Source organism: Acidovorax sp. GW821-FHT11A03, assembly GCF_058809075.1.
Genome location: NZ_JBXASG010000006.1, coordinates 327,071 through 343,018 on the forward strand (window position 1 = coordinate 327,071; position 15,948 = coordinate 343,018).

Consider the following 15,948-nt stretch of genomic DNA (forward strand, 5'->3'; position numbering starts at 1 on the left):
TGAGGATGGAGTGTGGCGGCGGCTCAACCAACGCCGGCCACCCGGCGGGCAGCGGGCGCTGATGGCATGCACTTACTCGTAGCCGAAGGAACGCACCCGGGCTTCATCGTCAGCCCAGCCGGAGCGGACCTTGACCCACAGCTCCAGGAACACCTTGGCATCCATGAGCTTTTCCAGCTCCTGCCGCGCCTCGGTGCCGATGCGCTTGAGCCGCTCACCCTTGTCGCCGATGACCATCATCTTGTGGTTGTCCCGCTCCACCACGATGGTGGCGGCGATCTTGACCAGTCGCTTGTGCTGCTTGCTCGCCTCTTCCTCGAACTTGTCGATGACGACGGTGGAGGTGTAGGGCAGTTCATCCCCGGTGAAGCGGAACAGCTTTTCGCGCACGGTTTCGGAGGCCAGGAATTTCTCGCTGCGGTCGGTCAGTTCGTCCTCGCCGTACCACCAGCCCTGCTCGGGCAGGTATTTTTCGCAGATGCCGAAAAGGCGCTCGATGTCGCCCTTGTTCTTGGCCGACATGGGCACGAATTCGGTGAACGGATGGCGCTCCTGCATGCTCTTGAGCCAGGGCGCGATCTCCGCGCGGCGGTGCACCATGTCGAGCTTGTTCGCCACCAGGAGCGTGGGAATGCCGGGCTTGAACAGCGAGAGTACCTTGGCATCGGCCAGCGTGAAGTTGCCGGCCTCCACCACGAACAGGATCAGGTCCACGTCGCCGATCGCCCCCATCACGGTCTTGTTCAGGGACTTGTTGAGCGCGGTGGCGTGGCGCGTCTGGAAGCCCGGCGTGTCCACGAAAATGAACTGCGTCTGCTCGCGGGTGCGGATGCCGGTGATGCGGTGGCGCGTGGTCTGCGCCTTGCGCGAGGTGATGCTGATCTTCTGCCCCACCAGCGCATTGAGCAGCGTAGACTTGCCCACGTTGGGCTTGCCCACAATGGCGATCACGCCGCAGCGCTGGCCGGGGACGGCCGCGGGGGCGCCCGCCGCCGCGAGCATGGCCTCCAGGTCATTTTGCGCCCCTGCGCTTGCTGCACCTTCGTCACCAGCTACATCTTTGGTAGCATCATTCATAGATTCTTTGCTTTCAATGTGGCCAGCATGGCCACTGCTGCGGCCTGCTCGCCGGCCCGGCGGGAGCCGCCGATGCCACGCTCGGTCAGGCCCAACTCGGGAATGTCGCATTCGACATCGAAGGTCTGGCGGTGCGCCGCCCCGACCGTCGCCACCACGCGGTACTGCGGCAGCTTCATTTTGCGGCCCTGGAGCCACTCCTGCAACGCGGTTTTGGCATCCTTGGACGCCGCCTGCATCTGCGGGTTGATCTCGACACCCTGGAACAGGCGGTGCACCAGCGCCTCCGCGCTGCCATACCCCGCGTCAAGGTACACCGCGCCGATGAGCGCCTCCAGCGCATCGGCCAGGATGGACGGCCGCTGCTGGCCGCCGGATTTGAACTCGCCTTCACCCAGGCGCAGCACCTCGGACACCTTCAGGCCCAGCGCCAGCTGGTGCAGGGTGTCCTGCTTGACGAGGTTGGCACGGACACGGGACAGATCCCCCTCCGGCAGGGCCGACAGCCGCTGGTACAGCAGGCTCGCGACCGCGAGATTCAGCACGGAGTCCCCCAGGAACTCCAGCCGCTCATTGTGATCGGCCGAAAAACTGCGGTGCGTGGTGGCGCGCTGGAGAAGGGATGGATCGGAAAAAACATGCTGCAGGCGGGACTGCAGCGCTTGAAGGCCGGCGTGCACTAGTTGGTCTGTCCTTCAAAGCGGTAGACAAGATAGGCCGGGCCCGCCAGCGCGATTTCGCGGGAGTACTTATAGGACACCACGACCTTGTCGCCACGCTTGCCCACCTCCAGGTCCTTGCCCTGGAGGGAGGTAATGTCATCAATCGCCGCTGCGCGGTCAAAAGCAGCCCGCACGCCAGCCACAGAGCCTTCAGCCTTGGCCTTCTCAGCCGCTTTCTTGATCGCGGCGTATTCAATAAAAATGGGAACCGACTGGCCGCCAATGGCGAAAACGGCCACAGCCAGGACACCAATGAAGACCAGACCAAAAAAAGACAATCCGCGCTGGCGCGACCGGCTGGCCACGCGATGGACTTTCACCATGATGTATTCCCTCTCCTTGTTTGCCTTGACGGCCGTGGCTTAGTGGAATGAACCGATGCGCTTGAGGTTACCGAAATTCATCCAGACAAAAAAGGCCTTCCCGACGATATTGCCTTCTGGAACGAATCCCCAGTAGCGCGAATCGAGCGAGTTGTCCCGGTTGTCCCCCATCATGAAATAGTGGCCTTCCGGCACCTTGCAGACGACGCCTTCGACACTGTAGCGGCAGTTTTGCCGGTAGGCAAAATTGCTCGCGCCCTGCACGAAGGCAGGAACATCGGGGTTGTTCAGCAAGCGATGCGGCTGCGGGCCCAGTTGCTCTTCAAACTGCTTGAAGTAGCGCATCGAATCCTCTTCGAAGAAATCCGGCGCTGTCTTGGTATCCACGGCTTGGCCATTGATCGTGAGGCGCTTGTTGAGGTAGGCGACCTCGTCCCCCGGCACGCCGACCACCCGCTTGATATAGTCCAGGCTGGGCTGCGGCGGGTAGCGAAACACCAGCACATCCCCCCGCGCAGGCTTGGTGCCTTCGGTGATCTTGGTGTGGATGACCGGCAGGCGGATACCGTAGGTGAACTTGTTCACCAGGATCAGGTCGCCCACCAGCAGCGTGGGAATCATGGAACCCGACGGAATCTTGAAAGGCTCGAACAGAAATGACCTCAGCAGGAACACCGCGACGATCACCGGGAAGAGTCCTGCGGTCCAGTCCAGCCACCAGGGCTGCATGAGCAGCCTCCCCTTGGCTTCCTGGACATCCACATCAACCTTCTGGATGCCCATGCGGTCCAGTTCGACGCGGCGCTGCACGGCGGCATCTTCCACGGCTTGGGCCGCCCGGCGGCGCTGCGGCAAAAAGTACAGCCGCTCGGCCAGCCAGTAGGCACCCGTGATCACCGTGGCCAGGAACAACAGCAGGGCAAAGTTGCCTTCCACGGCCCCAAAGTACCAAGCGCCGATATACCCGCCAAATGCGGCCAGCACCAGAGAGGTGAGAATCTGCATGGCCTGCATCAGTCTTCCACCTGCAAAATGGCCAGGAAGGCCTCCTGGGGCACCTCGACCGATCCAATCTGTTTCATGCGTTTCTTACCTGCTTTCTGCTTCTCGAGGAGCTTGCGCTTGCGGGTGATATCACCGCCGTAACATTTTGCCAGCACGTTCTTGCGCAATGCCTTGATGGTTTCGCGCGCAATGATGTTGGCACCGATGGCGGCCTGGATGGCCACGTCGTACATCTGGCGGCTGATGATCTCGCGCATCTTGGCGACCACGGCACGTCCGCGGTACTGCGATTGCGAGCGGTGCACGATGATGGACAGCGCGTCGACCTTTTCACCGTTGAGCAGGATGTCGACCTTCACCACATCGGAGGCGCGGTATTCCTTGAACTCGTAGTCCATGGAGGCATAGCCGCGCGACACCGACTTGAGCTTGTCGAAGAAGTCGAGCACGATCTCGCCCAGCGGCATTTCGTAGGTGAGCATCACCTGGCGGCCGTGGTATGCCATGTTCATCTGCACGCCGCGCTTCTGGTTGGCCAGTGTCATCACCGGGCCCACATAGTCCTGGGGCATGTACAGATGGACCGTGACGATGGGCTCGCGGATCTCCTCCAGCCGCCCTTGGTCCGGCATCTTGGAGGGATTCTCGACCATGATCACTTCGCCATCGGCCTTGACCACCTGGTAGACCACGCTGGGCGCCGTGGTGATGAGGTCCTGGTCGAACTCCCGCTCCAGGCGCTCCTGCACGATTTCCATGTGCAGGAGCCCGAGGAATCCGCAACGAAAACCAAAGCCCAGCGCCTGGCTCACTTCGGGTTCGTAGTGCAGCGAGGCGTCGTTGAGCTTGAGCTTTTCCAGCGCATCGCGCAGCGAGTCGTACTCACTCGCTTCGGTGGGGTACAGCCCCGCGAAAACCTGCGGCTGGATTTCCTTGAAGCCGGGCAAGGCCTCGGCGGCGGGGCCTGCGTTGTTGGGCAGCTTCTTTTCCAGCGTGATCGTGTCGCCGACCTTGGCGGCCTGCAGCTCCTTGATGCCCGCGATGATGTAGCCCACCTGCCCCGCATCCAGCGAATTGCGCGGCTCGTTGGCGGGCGTGAACACCCCCAGGTTGTCGGCGTTGTACACGGCGCCACTGGCCATCATCTTGATGCGCTCGCCCTTGAGCAGCCGCCCGTCCACCACGCGCACCAGCATCACGACGCCGACATAGCTGTCAAACCAGCTGTCGATGATCATGGCCCGCAGCGGACCCTGCGCATTGCCGCGCGGCGCGGGCACCTTGGCGACGATGGCTTCCAGGATCTCCTCGATGCCCATGCCCGTCTTGGCGGAACATGGAATGGCATCCGTGGCGTCGATGCCGATCACGTCCTCGATCTCGGCCTTGGCGTTGTCCGGATCCGCATTGGGCAGATCCATCTTGTTCAGCACCGGCACGACCTCGACACCCAGGTCCAGCGCCGTGTAGCAGTTCGCGACCGTCTGGGCTTCGACGCCCTGGGATGCATCGACCACCAGCAACGCGCCCTCGCAGGCAGACAGCGAGCGGCTCACTTCATACGAGAAGTCCACATGACCCGGCGTGTCGATCAGATTGAGGTTGTAGACCTGGCCATCCTGTGCCTTGTATTGCAGTGCCGCCGTCTGCGCCTTGATGGTTATCCCACGCTCCTTTTCGATGTCCATCGAGTCCAGAACCTGGGCCTCCATCTCACGGTCCGCAAGGCCGCCACAGCGCTGGATCAAGCGATCAGCGAGCGTCGACTTGCCATGGTCGATGTGCGCAATGATGGAAAAATTTCTGATGTGGTTCATCAACGGAAAGCGTCAAGTGATTGAATTAAAACGGAGCACACAAGAAAAAAGGGCGCGTCGAATGGCGACGCGCCCTGAACCAACAATCATTGGCAACTGCGATAGTTGGAGCTTCATTGTAGGCAAAAAGCCCGCAGGAAAAAGCCCATACGACTGCATCCAGGGGGAGTTGCCAGGGTGCAACAGGGCTTTTATTCACAACTTATTCACAGTCTGCACAACAACAACGCTGGACAACTTGTGGGTGAGCTGTGGATCAGCTGTGCATTGCACCAGCGCATCCCGCATCGTGAATCCGCGCCTGGCCAATATACAGATTAGCGTTGAACAGGAGCCTCTATTCTATCGAATCCAGTTGATAGACCTTGAAAAAGTTAGCAAAAGCTAACATTCATGCCTTCGGAGAGGTTCCAGCAAAAACGCCAAAAAACCTTTCGCCGCGGTCAAATAGCCCATTGCAAAAGTGGGGAATCGCCGCCCAGGCGCCCCCACCCGCACATCCGACGCCTCAGCGTCCGGGCCGGATCAAGGCATATTGCGCCCACTCTCCGCGTCGGTACAGCACATTGATGGCCTTGCTCTTGTCCGCCTTTGCCAGCACGGCTTCGAACTCCTTGACCCCCGATACCTCGGTGTTTGCGATCGCAAGAATCACGTCACCTTCGCGCAGGCCGGCACGCGCGGCAGCCTCCGTGGCGGTCGCCACCAGTACCCCGCCCTTGACCCTAAGTTCCTTCTTCTGCGCATCGGAAAGTTCAATCACCGCCAGCCCGATTTGCTGCGCAGCGGCCGATGCCTTGGGCTTCTCTTCCCGTTCTGCCGCTTTGGCGGCCGCGGGCTTGTCAGGCTCGATCTCGGCAATGGTGATGCCCAGATCCCGCGAAGCGCCCCGGCGGAATACGGTCATGGTGCTCTTGGTGCCGGGCTTGGTGTTGCCCACCAGCCGGGGCAAATCAGCCACCTTCTCGATGGTCTTGCCATCGAAACGGGTGATGATGTCCCCCGCTTCCACCCCGGCCTTGTCTGCCGGCGATCCAGCCTCCACGCCGGTCACCAGGGCCCCCTGCGCCTTGCCCAGGCCAATCGATTCCGCCACGTCCTTGGTGACCTGTCCGATCTGCACGCCGATGCGACCCCGCGTGACCCGCCCGGACGCGCGCAATTGTTCGCTCACCCGGATGGCTTCATCCATCGGGATGGCAAACGAAATACCCATGAATCCACCCGAGCGCGAATAGATCTGGCTGTTGATCCCCACCACCTCGCCGCGCATGTTGATCAGGGGCCCCCCCGAGTTCCCAGGGTTGATGGCCACGTCGGTCTGGATGAAGGGCAGGTAGTCGCCGGTATCGCGCTGCTTGGCACTGACGATCCCCGCGGTCACCGTGTTCTCCAGCCCGAAAGGCGAGCCAATCGCCATGACCCACTCTCCGACACGCAGGCGCCCCAGATCACCCACCTTCACTGCGGGCAGCCCGGTGGCCTCGATCTTGACCACGGCCACGTCCGTGCGCTTGTCCGCGCCGATGATCTTGGCCTTGAACTCACGCTTGTCGGTCAGCGTGACGATCACTTCATCGGCCCCCTCCACGACATGAGCGTTCGTCATGACAAACCCGTCCGTGGTCAGGATGAAGCCCGAGCCCACGCCACGGGGCTGCTCGTCGTCCTGGGGCCGCTGCGGGCGCTGCTGCCTCGGCACGTTGGGAATCGGCACTCCGAAACGGCGGAAGAACTCCAGCATTTCCTCGTCCATGCCATTCGCGCTCGCGCGGCTGGAGGCCTTTTCCACGGTCCGTATGTTGACCACGGACGGTCCCACCTGGTCCACCAGGTCGGTAAAGTCTGGCAGGCCACGCACAGCCGCGGCGGGCTGCGCGAAGCCGGCCTGGGGCAAAAACGCTCCACCGGCAACCCCGGCGAACATGCACGCAAATGCTACGGAGCGCAGCGCATTTCCATCGAACTTCGGCATCATCGACCTTTCGTGAATTGTGACGAACGCAGTCTCAAACTGTATGTAACTGTGAAGAGTGTGCGGCCATTTGGTTCCCGCGCTGACGTGCTGTCTGCATGCCCCTCTGAAGGGCAGGCCGCAACCCGCAGCGGCCCGCCACCCCACGGAGTGGCAGCCGTGCAATCAGCGGGTGCGCTCCAATTGCCCGGCAAACAGGCGAAGGGTCTGCAGAGGTACCTCTCCGACCGCGGTGAGCCACACATCGGGCAAGACCCGCATCGCCAGCAATTGGGTGGCGCCCATGCTCGACACCTGGGGCTGCGCAGGGTGCCGCTGGGGATCAAACGGCTCCACGAACAGCGAGACCGACGCGAGGCCATCGGAGTACAGGCATTGCAGAACGCCCTGGGCATCGTCCGCGGCAGACACCGCGCGCCGATGGCAACTCACCGGAACAAATCCCGCGACCGGCTGGCGCAAGGCCCACCCCTCTGCCGACGCGGTGGTCTTGACCACGGCCGGTGCCACGACCTTGTAGCCCTCCGTGGCATCCATCAGGCGCGAGAGCTGCTCCACTCGCACGGGCGCATTCAGATCCAGCTCTGAAAAGGCGGCCTGCTCCAGAACGCGGCCATCCGCAGCCAGTGTCTGCAGCTTCACGACAAGGCCTGTGTCCCGCTCGCTCCACAGCCTGTAGCCGAAGCGCAGGGAGTCCACCGGCTTGAACCACACCACGTCCGCGACAAAACCCGCCACCCGCTCCTGCCCCACCGAACGCGAGACATAGAACTGGGAGATCGACGTGCCGTTGACCACAGGAACGCGCGGAAACTGCCCCGAGGCTTCGCGGCGGTCCGAGCGGACCACCCGGGACTGGGGCCAGAAAGTGCGCACCTCGTCATCGCGCCGGAAAATAGTCCGCGGCGTGCCGCTCAGCGCCTCCACGCGCTCCATCTGCTGCTGCCCTTCACAGGCGTGCCAGATGCGCGAACTGGCCATCGCGCCCGACGCTGCAAGCACCACGAAGGTTCCCGCATAGGGCCGGATGCAGGGCGCGCTGTGCATGCGCTCAATCCATTGCACGATGGTGCGCGCCGCGGGCACCGGGGCCGCGTCTCCCAACGGACGAGGCGACTTTTCCGGTTGCGCCTCCCCCATCGCGGCGGAAAGCCCCGCCACGCACAGAAGCACCGCCACCCACCCGGACCTGAACCACCGACATGGCGCAATCACGCTATTGCCCGCAACCCCTGTATTGGTCATCGCACGGTCTCAGCACAAAGAGCCATCCTTGACTCAGCGGCCGGGTGTCTCAAATGTCGCATTGCGCAGGAAGCCCGCGGGCATCTGCAGGGCGGAAGTGCTGCCAAACTGCTTGTGCGCCGCCAGCAACTCGTCCAGGCGGGGATCGCGAATCATCACCTGTGCCCCACCTTCGGCATCCGCCACGGCCACCACGGGCGTGCCAGCGGTGCTGGGCGCGGATTCCGGCGCAAGAGCGAGCTGGGCACCGCCCGACGGACCCGCCGCACCAGTGCCTTGCAGGCTGGCCAAGGAGGTCCATCCAATCGCGGCCACCGCCGCCAGCGACGCAAAACCAGCGACCATCTTCCAGCGGAAGACGGACGCATTGGCGGCACTCTCCATCACGGGAGCCACCACTGCCACCTGCACCGGGGGCTGAACGCCCGGGGCAGGCCCTTCCTTGGCGAGCTCATCGCGCAGCCGTGCCATGAAATCCGGGCTGGAGGGCCGCGCCAGATCGGACGAACGCAATACGTCACCCACCAGGTGGTAGAGCTGCCACGCCGCATGCCCCTCGGCTTGCTCCGCGTAGGCCAGGGCATCGGCCAACTCATCCCCATCCAACTGGCCATCGGCCAGCGCAGACAACTGTTCGCGCCTGTGCATCTCATTCACCACGGCGCCCTCTGCCAATCCATCGCTACGTACAGCCTTGTTCATTTCATTACCTCACCACCGTTTGCCCGACTGGTTTTCAAGCAAGGGGCGCACTTTTGCCGAAATGGCCTCACGCGCCCGGAAAATCCGGGACCGCACCGTGCCAATGGGGCAATCCATGGCCGTTGCGATCTCTTCGTAACTCAGTCCCTCGATCTCGCGCAAGGTCACCGCCTGGCGCAGATCTTCGGGTAACGCCTCCATGGCCGCATTGACGGCTTGCGCGATTTCTCGGGCCGCGAGCACGGTTTCGGGGGTTTCTTCGCTGGTTAGTTCGTGTCCGAGGCGGGAAGTTTCATCTTCATCCTCATTCCCTCGCAGCGCATTCTCCGAAATGACGGGATTGCGTTTCATGTCCATCAGCGCCTTCTTGGCGGTATTGACGGCAATCCGGTAGAGCCAGGTGTAGAACTGCGCATCGCCGCGGAACTGATGCAGCGCGCGGTAGGCACGGATGAACGTCTCCTGTGCGATGTCCTGCACGAGGTCGGTGTCGCGCACCATGCGCCCAATGAGGCGCTCGATGCGGCGCTGGTACTTGATGACCAGTAGCTCATAGGCGCGCTGATCGCCCGCCACCGTACGCTCCACCAGTTGGAGATCGCTGTCTTCGGAAGGGGAAGGCGGAATTACAGTCATGGATACTCAGGATTCACGCCCCACGGCTGCTGCCGGGGCGGTTTCGTCAGCGTTGCCAGCGCCCGGTCTGGGGCGCGAATATACCGCACGGCGCAGATCCATCCAACGTCCAGGCTGGCTGGAACGCTCCAGCCACAGCCAGATGCGGCCGCGCCCCGCGGGCCGCGCATGCAGCCACAGATGCGATTGCACGTCGAGAAGGACTTCCGGGGGACTGGAAAGTGCCGCCAATGTGTCGCCGGGCTGCCCACTCTCCAGAGCCCAGGACTGTCCGTCCCAGCGAATGGCACCAGAAAACTGGTGAACCCAGAAGTGCAGTGCGCTGGCGGCGGCCACGAGCCAGAGCCCGCCGCCGGCCAGAACAAGCCAGAGGGAGCCCGCACCCGAGCCTCGAAAGAACCACGCCCCGAGCCCGCCCGCGCCTGCCAGCAGCACGCCAGCCAGCACACAGCCCAGGGCACGGCTGCGCCGCAGGGGGTACAGCACCGCCGGCGGCCGCCGCGAGGAGATCACGTCCATGGCGCGCCACCGGTCACCAAAAGCCCACGGCCCAAGCCGGGGCACAGCTTCGCGGCGGGCCCGCCCTCGGGCTCAAGGCAACAACAAGGCAGAAAGGCCTTGTCATCCAGCGCGGCAGGATGTGGTGCCAGAGGATCAGACGCGTTTGAAGACCAGGGTTCCGTTGGTGCCGCCAAAACCGAAGTTGTTCTTGACGGCCACGTCGATCTTCATGTCACGCGCCGTGTTGGCGCAGTAATCCAGATCGCACTCCGGATCCTGATTCAGCAAATTGATGGTCGGCGGCACCTTTTGCTCATGCAGCGCCAACACCGTGAAGATGCTCTCGATACCACCCGCGCCGCCCAGCAAGTGGCCGGTCATGGATTTGGTAGAACTCACCACAGTCTTGTAGGCATGGTCGCCCAAGGCCGCCTTGATGGCATCTGTTTCGTTGATGTCACCCAGGGGCGTGGAAGTACCGTGGGCGTTCAGGTAGTCGACCTGGTCGGCATTCATGCCCGCATTGCGCAAGGCGTTGAGCATGGCGCGGCGCGGGCCATCCATGTTGGGGGCCGTCATGTGCCCGGCATCGGCACTCATGCCAAAGCCGCTCAATTCTGCGTAAATCTTGGCACCCCGGGCTTTGGCATGCTCGTATTCTTCCAGCACCATCACGCCGGCGCCCTCGCCCAGCACAAAACCATCGCGGTCCTTGTCCCAGGGGCGGGATGCTGTCTTGGGGTCGTCGTTGCGGGTGGACAGGGCACGCATGGCCGCGAACCCCCCGATGCCCAGCGGCGACACGGTGGATTCCGTGCCACCGGCGACCACCACGTCGGCATCGCCGTACTCGATCATCCGGCCCGCCTCGCCGATGCAGTGCAGGCCCGTGGTGCAGGCAGTGACCACCGCCAGGTTGGGGCCCTTGAAGCCAAAGCGCATGGACACATGGCCCGCCACCATGTTGATGATGGACGCCGGCACGAAGAACGGCGTGATGCGACGGGGGCCGCGGCTGACCAGTTCCGCGTGGGTATTCTCGATCAGTGGCAGGCCACCAATCCCCGATCCGATCACACAGGCAATGCGCGTGGCGAACTCTTCGCTGAGCGCCTCACCCGTGGGCAGGCCGGCATCCTGCACCGCCTGCGCAGCTGCCGCGATGCCGAAATGAATGAAGCTGTCCATCGCGCGCGCATCCTTGGCGCTGATGTACGACTCCAGGTCAAGACCTTTGACCTCCCCCGCGATCTTGCAGGCGAAGTTCGACGCGTCGAACTTGGTGATGAGATCAATGCCGGATTTTCCGGCAAGGAGGTTGGCCCAGGATTCGGCCACCGTGTTGCCCACGGGGCTGACGCATCCCAGGCCGGTCACGACAACGCGACGACGGCTCATGCGTAAAAAACCTTCTGCTGATCGCTTGAGTCAGGCGCAGAGCGCCGCTCAGGCCTTCTGGTGGGTATTGGCGTAGTCGATGGCGTTTTGCACCGTGGTGATCTTCTCGGCGTCTTCATCCGGAATCTCGATGCCGAATTCGTCTTCCAGCGCCATCACCAGCTCCACCGTGTCAAGCGAGTCGGCACCGAGGTCTGCCACGAAGGCCTTTTCATTGGTGACTTGGGACTCTTCCACGCCGAGTTGTTCGGCAATGATTTTTTTGACGCGTGCTTCGATATCGCTCATGGTTTCCCTCTGGGGGTTGTGAATGAATCCGCGATTCTAGCTGCTTCAGGAGAAGCCCCTCAGCAGCCCGCCGTCCGGATGAACCGGCGTTATCTTCCATCAATTACATATACATGCCGCCATTGACATGCAACTCCTGCCCGGTGACATAGCCAGCCTCGCGCGAAGCCAGGTAGGCCACCGCATGGGCGATGTCTGCGGGCTTGCCCATGTGGCCCAGGGGAATCTGCGCATTGAGCGCTTTTTGCTGGTCTTCGGGCAACACAGAGGTCATGTCGGTCTCGATAAAACCAGGCGCCACACAGTTGACCGTGATGCCGCGGCTGCCCAGTTCGCGGGCCAGTGCGCGCGCCATGCCGGCCACACCCGCCTTGGCGGCCGCGTAGTTGGCCTGGCCTGGATTGCCCGAGGCGCCCACCACACTGGTGATGCTGATGATGCGCCCAAAACGCTGCTTCATCATCGGACGGATCGCCGCACGGCTCACGCGAAAGACGGCCTTGAGATTGGTGTCGAGCACCGCGTCCCAGTCGTCGTCCTTCATGCGCATGGCCAGCGTATCGCGGGTGATGCCCGCATTGTTCACCAGCACATGCAATCCGCCCTGCTGCTTGACGATGGCATCCAGCAGCGCATCAACGGCGGCCGCATCGTTCACGTTCAGGTTGGCGCCGCGGCAGCCCGGATAGGCCGACAGGGCCTGGCTGATGCGCTCAGCCCCCTCGTCGGTCGTGGCCGTGCCCACCACTTGATAGCCACGAACAGCCAGTTCCAGCGCAATGGCCGCGCCAATGCCGCGCGACGCGCCTGTCACCAACGCCACCTGCGCGGCCGATGAGGTTTCCGTCATGCCAGCAACTCCCGGGTTTCGGCCAGCGTGGCCGGATCAAACATTGCACCACCCACCAACTCGGGGTCGATGCGCTTGGTCAGGCCGGCCAGCACCTTGCCAGGGCCACTTTCAACAATATGGGTCACGCCGCGCGCCTTGAGGGCCTGCACGCATTCCACCCAGCGCACGGGGCCAAAGGCCTGCCGGTACAGCGCATCCCGGATCGCATCCGCGTCCTGGCGAACCGCGACATCCACGTTGTTCAGCACAGGGATCTGGGGAACGGCAAACGCCACATCCGCCAGCGCCAGCCGCAGCTTCTCGGCGGCGGGCTTCATCAGGCTGGAATGAAAGGGTGCGGAGACAGGCAACAGCAATGCACGCTTGGCACCCGCCGCCTTGAGAACTTCGCAGGCCTTGTCGACACCCGCCTTGGTCCCTGCAATGACGGTCTGGATGGGGTCGTTGAAATTGACCGCCTCGACCACCTCGGACGTGCCCGCACCCAGCGAAGCCAGCGCCTCGGCGCAGCCCGCGATGACCTTGGAGGCTTCCATGCCCAGAATCGCCGCCATCGCTCCGGTGCCGACGGGCACGGCCTCCTGCATGGCGGCCGCCCGCAGGCGCACCAGTGGCGCGGCCTGGGCCAGCGTCAGCACCCCCGCCGCCACCAGCGCCGAATATTCGCCCAGCGAATGGCCAGCCACAGCCACGGGAGCCGCGCCGCCCTCCGCGCGCCACACGCGCCATGCAGCGACCCCCGCCACCAGCATCACGGGCTGCGTATTGGTGGTCAGCGCAAGCGCCTCCTTGGGGCCGTCCTTGATCAACAGGCTGACGTTCTCGCCCAGGGCATCCGATGCCTCCTGCAGGGTCTGGACGACCACCGGGTGATCGCCCCATCCGTCGAGCATGCCCACCGATTGCGAGCCTTGCCCCGGAAAGACAAATGCAAAAGATTTCATGAAAAATCCAGAAATATGATTGAAATCGAGTCCCAGCGCTTATTCAATAAGCGCTGAAAGCTATAACTTCAGGAGCACCGCGCCCCAGGTAAAGCCACCGCCCACACCTTCGAGCAGCAGGGTCTCGCCCTTTTTGACCTGGCCAGAGCGCACCGCGTGGTCCAGCGCGAGCGGAATGGAAGCGGCCGATGTATTGCCATGCTGGTCCACCGTGACCACCACCTTGTCCATGGACAGCTTGAGCTTGCGGGCGGTGCCCTGCATGATGCGGATGTTGGCCTGGTGCGGGATCAGCCAGTCGATGTCGGCCTCCGTCATGCCCGCCTTCGCGAGCACCGCATGCGCGGCCTTTTCGAGCACCCCGACAGCGAGCTTGAAAACAGCCTGCCCGTCCATCTTGAGGACCGGGTCCCCCAGCACCTGGCCACCGGCCACGTTGCCGGGCACGCACAGGATTCCCACATGCCTGCCGTCGGCGTGCAGGTCGCTGGACAGGATGCCGGGCGTCTCAGACGCTTCCAGCACCACAGCACCCGCCCCATCGCCAAACAGCACGCAGGTGGTACGGTCGTTGAAGTCCAGGATACGGCTGAAAACCTCAGCGCCAATGACCAGCGCGCGATTGGCGGCCCCCGTCTGGATCATGGCATCCGCCACGGACAGGGCATAGACAAAACCGCTGCACACTGCCTGCACATCGAACGCCGGGCAACCATTGGCGCCCAGCTTGTTCTGCAATATGCAGGCAGCCGAAGGAAACACCATGTCCGGCGTGGACGTGGCCACGATGATCAGATCGATGTCCGTGGGCTGCAGCCCCGCGGCCTCCAGGGCGTTGCGCGCGGCTTCCAGCCCCAGATCGCTGCTGGCGACATCAGGCGCCGCGAAATGGCGGGCGCGGATGCCCGTGCGCTCCACGATCCATTCGTCCGAGGTTTCTATGCCGCGCTGGGCCAGTTCGGCCACCAGATCAGCGTTGGTCAGCCGGCGCGGGGGCAGGTAGCTGCCGGTGCCGGTAATGCGGGAGTAGCGTCTCATCAATGTGTGATCGTCGCCGCAACGCCAGGCTGGGGCTGTGCATCTGCAGGCACCAGAAGAGGCGCTGCATGCGCAATCCGGGTCCGGACACGGTCGAGCAAGTTGTTGCGGGCTGCATCATACGCCCGGTTCAACGCCTGCTCGAAGGCCATTGTGTCAGCCGACCCATGGCTCTTGAACACCAGTCCACGCAGCCCCAGAAGGGCCGCACCGTTGTACCGGCGGTAGTCCATACGCTTCATCAGCGCTTTTAAGACCGGATAGGCAGTGATGGCAGCAATTTTGGTGAAGATGTTGCGAGAGAACTCGGTCTTGAGTGCACCAATGATCATCGACGCGACGCCTTCGCTGGCCTTGAGGGCCACATTGCCGACAAAGCCGTCACACACGACGATATCCACCGTTCCCTTGAAGATGTCATTGCCTTCGACATTTCCATAGAAATTCAGATCGCCAGAATTGGCAGCAGATCGCAGGAGTTCACCTGCTTTTTTAATCACTTCGCTGCCCTTGATGACTTCCTCACCGATATTGAGGAGGCCCACCGTCGGCTCGCCGCCATCCCTGAGGGCGGACACCAGCGCGGAGCCCATGACGGCGAACTGAAGCAGGTGCTCCGCAGAGCAATCCACGTTGGCGCCCAGGTCCAGTACCGTGGTGGCGCCGCCGGCGGCATTGGGCATCTGCGTGGCGATGGCCGGGCGGTCGATGCCGTCGAGCGTCTTGAGCAGATAGCGGGCAATGGCCATCAGGGCGCCGGTATTGCCTGCGGAGACAGCCGCCGAGGCGGCGCCATCCTTGACCTGCTGGATCGCCACGCGCATCGAAGAGTCCTTCTTCCTGCGCAGGGCCACCTCCACGGGGTCATCCATGGCCACCACTTCGGAAGCGGGCACGATGGTGGCGCGGTCGTGCGAGAACGACTGCAGGCTGTCCGCTAGGCCAACGAGCAGCAGGCGGGCATCAGGGTGGTTATCTAGGAACTGGCGGCACGCCGCGAGCGTGACGCGGGGGCCATGGTCGCCCCCCATGCAGTCAACAGCCAGTGTGATCATGGGCGACTTGTCCGACCGGCCAGACAGGCCGGAAGATGAAATGCAACGGTCAAAACAAAGGCCCGCGCTACGATTTCAGTAGCAACGGGCCTTTGGATGGGGCGAAAGTCAGGCTTCAGACTTGTTCTTCAGCACCTGGCGGCCGCGGTAGAAGCCGTTGGGGCTGATGTGGTGGCGCAGGTGCGTTTCACCGGTAGTGGGTTCCACGGCAATGCCCGGCACATTCAGGGCATTGTGCGAGCGGTGCATGCCGCGCTTGGAAGGGGACTTTTTGTTTTGCTGAACGGCCATGATGGCTCCTGGTCTTGAATAGGTTGGTAAAAACGCGATCAGCCCATTAAAGACACGAGGGGATTCGCGCGAAGCCCT

Annotated in this window: 18 protein-coding genes; 1 reads left to right on the forward strand and 17 read right to left on the reverse strand. The window is 63.0% G+C overall.

What is annotated here, in order from left to right:
• Positions 1–72: 72 nt before the first annotated feature.
• The 5 genes from era to lepA are packed head-to-tail and all read right to left on the reverse strand — an operon-like array spanning position 73 to position 4,944.
• Positions 73–1,077 carry a GTPase Era gene (gene era / locus AC1RVY_RS17265; RefSeq protein WP_218295590.1) on the reverse strand — a complete coding sequence of 335 codons (1,005 nt, stop codon included), beginning with the start codon at positions 1,075–1,077 and terminating at the stop codon, positions 73–75.
• Positions 1,074–1,757 carry a ribonuclease III gene (rnc, locus tag AC1RVY_RS17270; protein WP_492807369.1) on the reverse strand — a complete coding sequence of 228 codons (684 nt, stop codon included), beginning with the start codon at positions 1,755–1,757 and terminating at the stop codon, positions 1,074–1,076. Before rnc ends, era begins: the two co-directional genes overlap by 4 nt.
• Positions 1,757–2,122 carry a DUF4845 domain-containing protein gene (locus tag AC1RVY_RS17275; protein WP_492807370.1) on the reverse strand — a complete coding sequence of 122 codons (366 nt, stop codon included), beginning with the start codon at positions 2,120–2,122 and terminating at the stop codon, positions 1,757–1,759. Before AC1RVY_RS17275 ends, rnc begins: the two co-directional genes overlap by 1 nt.
• 39 nt (positions 2,123–2,161) lie before the next feature.
• On the reverse strand, positions 2,162–3,136 hold the full coding sequence (gene lepB, locus AC1RVY_RS17280) for a signal peptidase I (protein ID WP_492807371.1): 975 nt from the start codon (positions 3,134–3,136) through the stop codon (positions 2,162–2,164).
• Positions 3,136–4,944, reverse strand: a complete 1,809-nt coding sequence (gene lepA / locus AC1RVY_RS17285; protein ID WP_218295594.1) for a translation elongation factor 4 — start codon at positions 4,942–4,944, stop codon at positions 3,136–3,138. Before lepA ends, lepB begins: the two co-directional genes overlap by 1 nt.
• Here lepA and AC1RVY_RS17290 point away from each other — a divergent pair.
• Positions 4,934–5,332, forward strand: a complete 399-nt coding sequence (locus tag AC1RVY_RS17290) for a hypothetical protein (RefSeq protein ID WP_218340104.1) — start codon at positions 4,934–4,936, stop codon at positions 5,330–5,332. The genes lepA and AC1RVY_RS17290 overlap by 11 nt on opposite strands.
• A 120-nt stretch (positions 5,333–5,452) precedes the next feature.
• On the opposite strand, the gene AC1RVY_RS17295 is transcribed toward AC1RVY_RS17290, so the two are convergent.
• From AC1RVY_RS17295 to rpmF, 12 genes are all read right to left on the reverse strand, one after another.
• Positions 5,453–6,922, reverse strand: coding sequence for a Do family serine endopeptidase (locus AC1RVY_RS17295; RefSeq protein ID WP_492807374.1), 1,470 nt, complete (start codon positions 6,920–6,922; stop codon positions 5,453–5,455).
• Positions 6,923–7,084: 162 nt separating this feature from the next.
• Positions 7,085–8,164: a MucB/RseB C-terminal domain-containing protein gene (locus AC1RVY_RS17300; protein WP_255594727.1), complete on the reverse strand. Its 1,080-nt coding sequence runs from the start codon at positions 8,162–8,164 to the stop codon at positions 7,085–7,087.
• 33 nt (positions 8,165–8,197) lie between these two features.
• Positions 8,198–8,866, reverse strand: coding sequence for a sigma-E factor negative regulatory protein (locus AC1RVY_RS17305; protein ID WP_492807376.1), 669 nt, complete (start codon positions 8,864–8,866; stop codon positions 8,198–8,200).
• A 9-nt stretch (positions 8,867–8,875) separates the two neighbouring features.
• Positions 8,876–9,502 (reverse strand): RNA polymerase sigma factor RpoE, encoded by a 627-nt coding sequence (rpoE, locus tag AC1RVY_RS17310; protein WP_218295598.1) that lies wholly within the window; start codon positions 9,500–9,502, stop codon positions 8,876–8,878.
• A gap of 6 nt (positions 9,503–9,508) precedes the next feature.
• Positions 9,509–10,021 carry a hypothetical protein gene (locus AC1RVY_RS17315; RefSeq protein ID WP_492807378.1) on the reverse strand — a complete coding sequence of 171 codons (513 nt, stop codon included), beginning with the start codon at positions 10,019–10,021 and terminating at the stop codon, positions 9,509–9,511.
• Between the two features lie 135 nt (positions 10,022–10,156).
• Positions 10,157–11,401 (reverse strand): beta-ketoacyl-ACP synthase II, encoded by a 1,245-nt coding sequence (fabF, locus tag AC1RVY_RS17320; protein ID WP_492807380.1) that lies wholly within the window; start codon positions 11,399–11,401, stop codon positions 10,157–10,159.
• A 48-nt stretch (positions 11,402–11,449) separates the two neighbouring features.
• Positions 11,450–11,689 (reverse strand): acyl carrier protein, encoded by a 240-nt coding sequence (gene acpP, locus AC1RVY_RS17325; protein ID WP_003058049.1) that lies wholly within the window; start codon positions 11,687–11,689, stop codon positions 11,450–11,452.
• 103 nt (positions 11,690–11,792) lie between these two features.
• Positions 11,793–12,539, reverse strand: a complete 747-nt coding sequence (gene fabG / locus AC1RVY_RS17330) for a 3-oxoacyl-ACP reductase FabG (protein ID WP_218295601.1) — start codon at positions 12,537–12,539, stop codon at positions 11,793–11,795.
• A complete protein-coding gene (gene fabD / locus AC1RVY_RS17335; protein WP_492807382.1) occupies positions 12,536–13,486 on the reverse strand; it encodes an ACP S-malonyltransferase in 951 nt (316 codons plus the stop codon). The genes fabG and fabD overlap by 4 nt, the downstream gene beginning before the upstream one ends.
• 60 nt (positions 13,487–13,546) lie before the next feature.
• Positions 13,547–14,524 (reverse strand): beta-ketoacyl-ACP synthase III, encoded by a 978-nt coding sequence (locus AC1RVY_RS17340; protein ID WP_218295603.1) that lies wholly within the window; start codon positions 14,522–14,524, stop codon positions 13,547–13,549.
• Positions 14,524–15,579: a phosphate acyltransferase PlsX gene (plsX, locus tag AC1RVY_RS17345; protein ID WP_218340100.1), complete on the reverse strand. Its 1,056-nt coding sequence runs from the start codon at positions 15,577–15,579 to the stop codon at positions 14,524–14,526. The genes AC1RVY_RS17340 and plsX overlap by 1 nt, the downstream gene beginning before the upstream one ends.
• Before the next feature lie 108 nt (positions 15,580–15,687).
• Positions 15,688–15,870: a 50S ribosomal protein L32 gene (rpmF, locus tag AC1RVY_RS17350; protein WP_005794249.1), complete on the reverse strand. Its 183-nt coding sequence runs from the start codon at positions 15,868–15,870 to the stop codon at positions 15,688–15,690.
• Positions 15,871–15,948 lie beyond the last annotated feature (78 nt).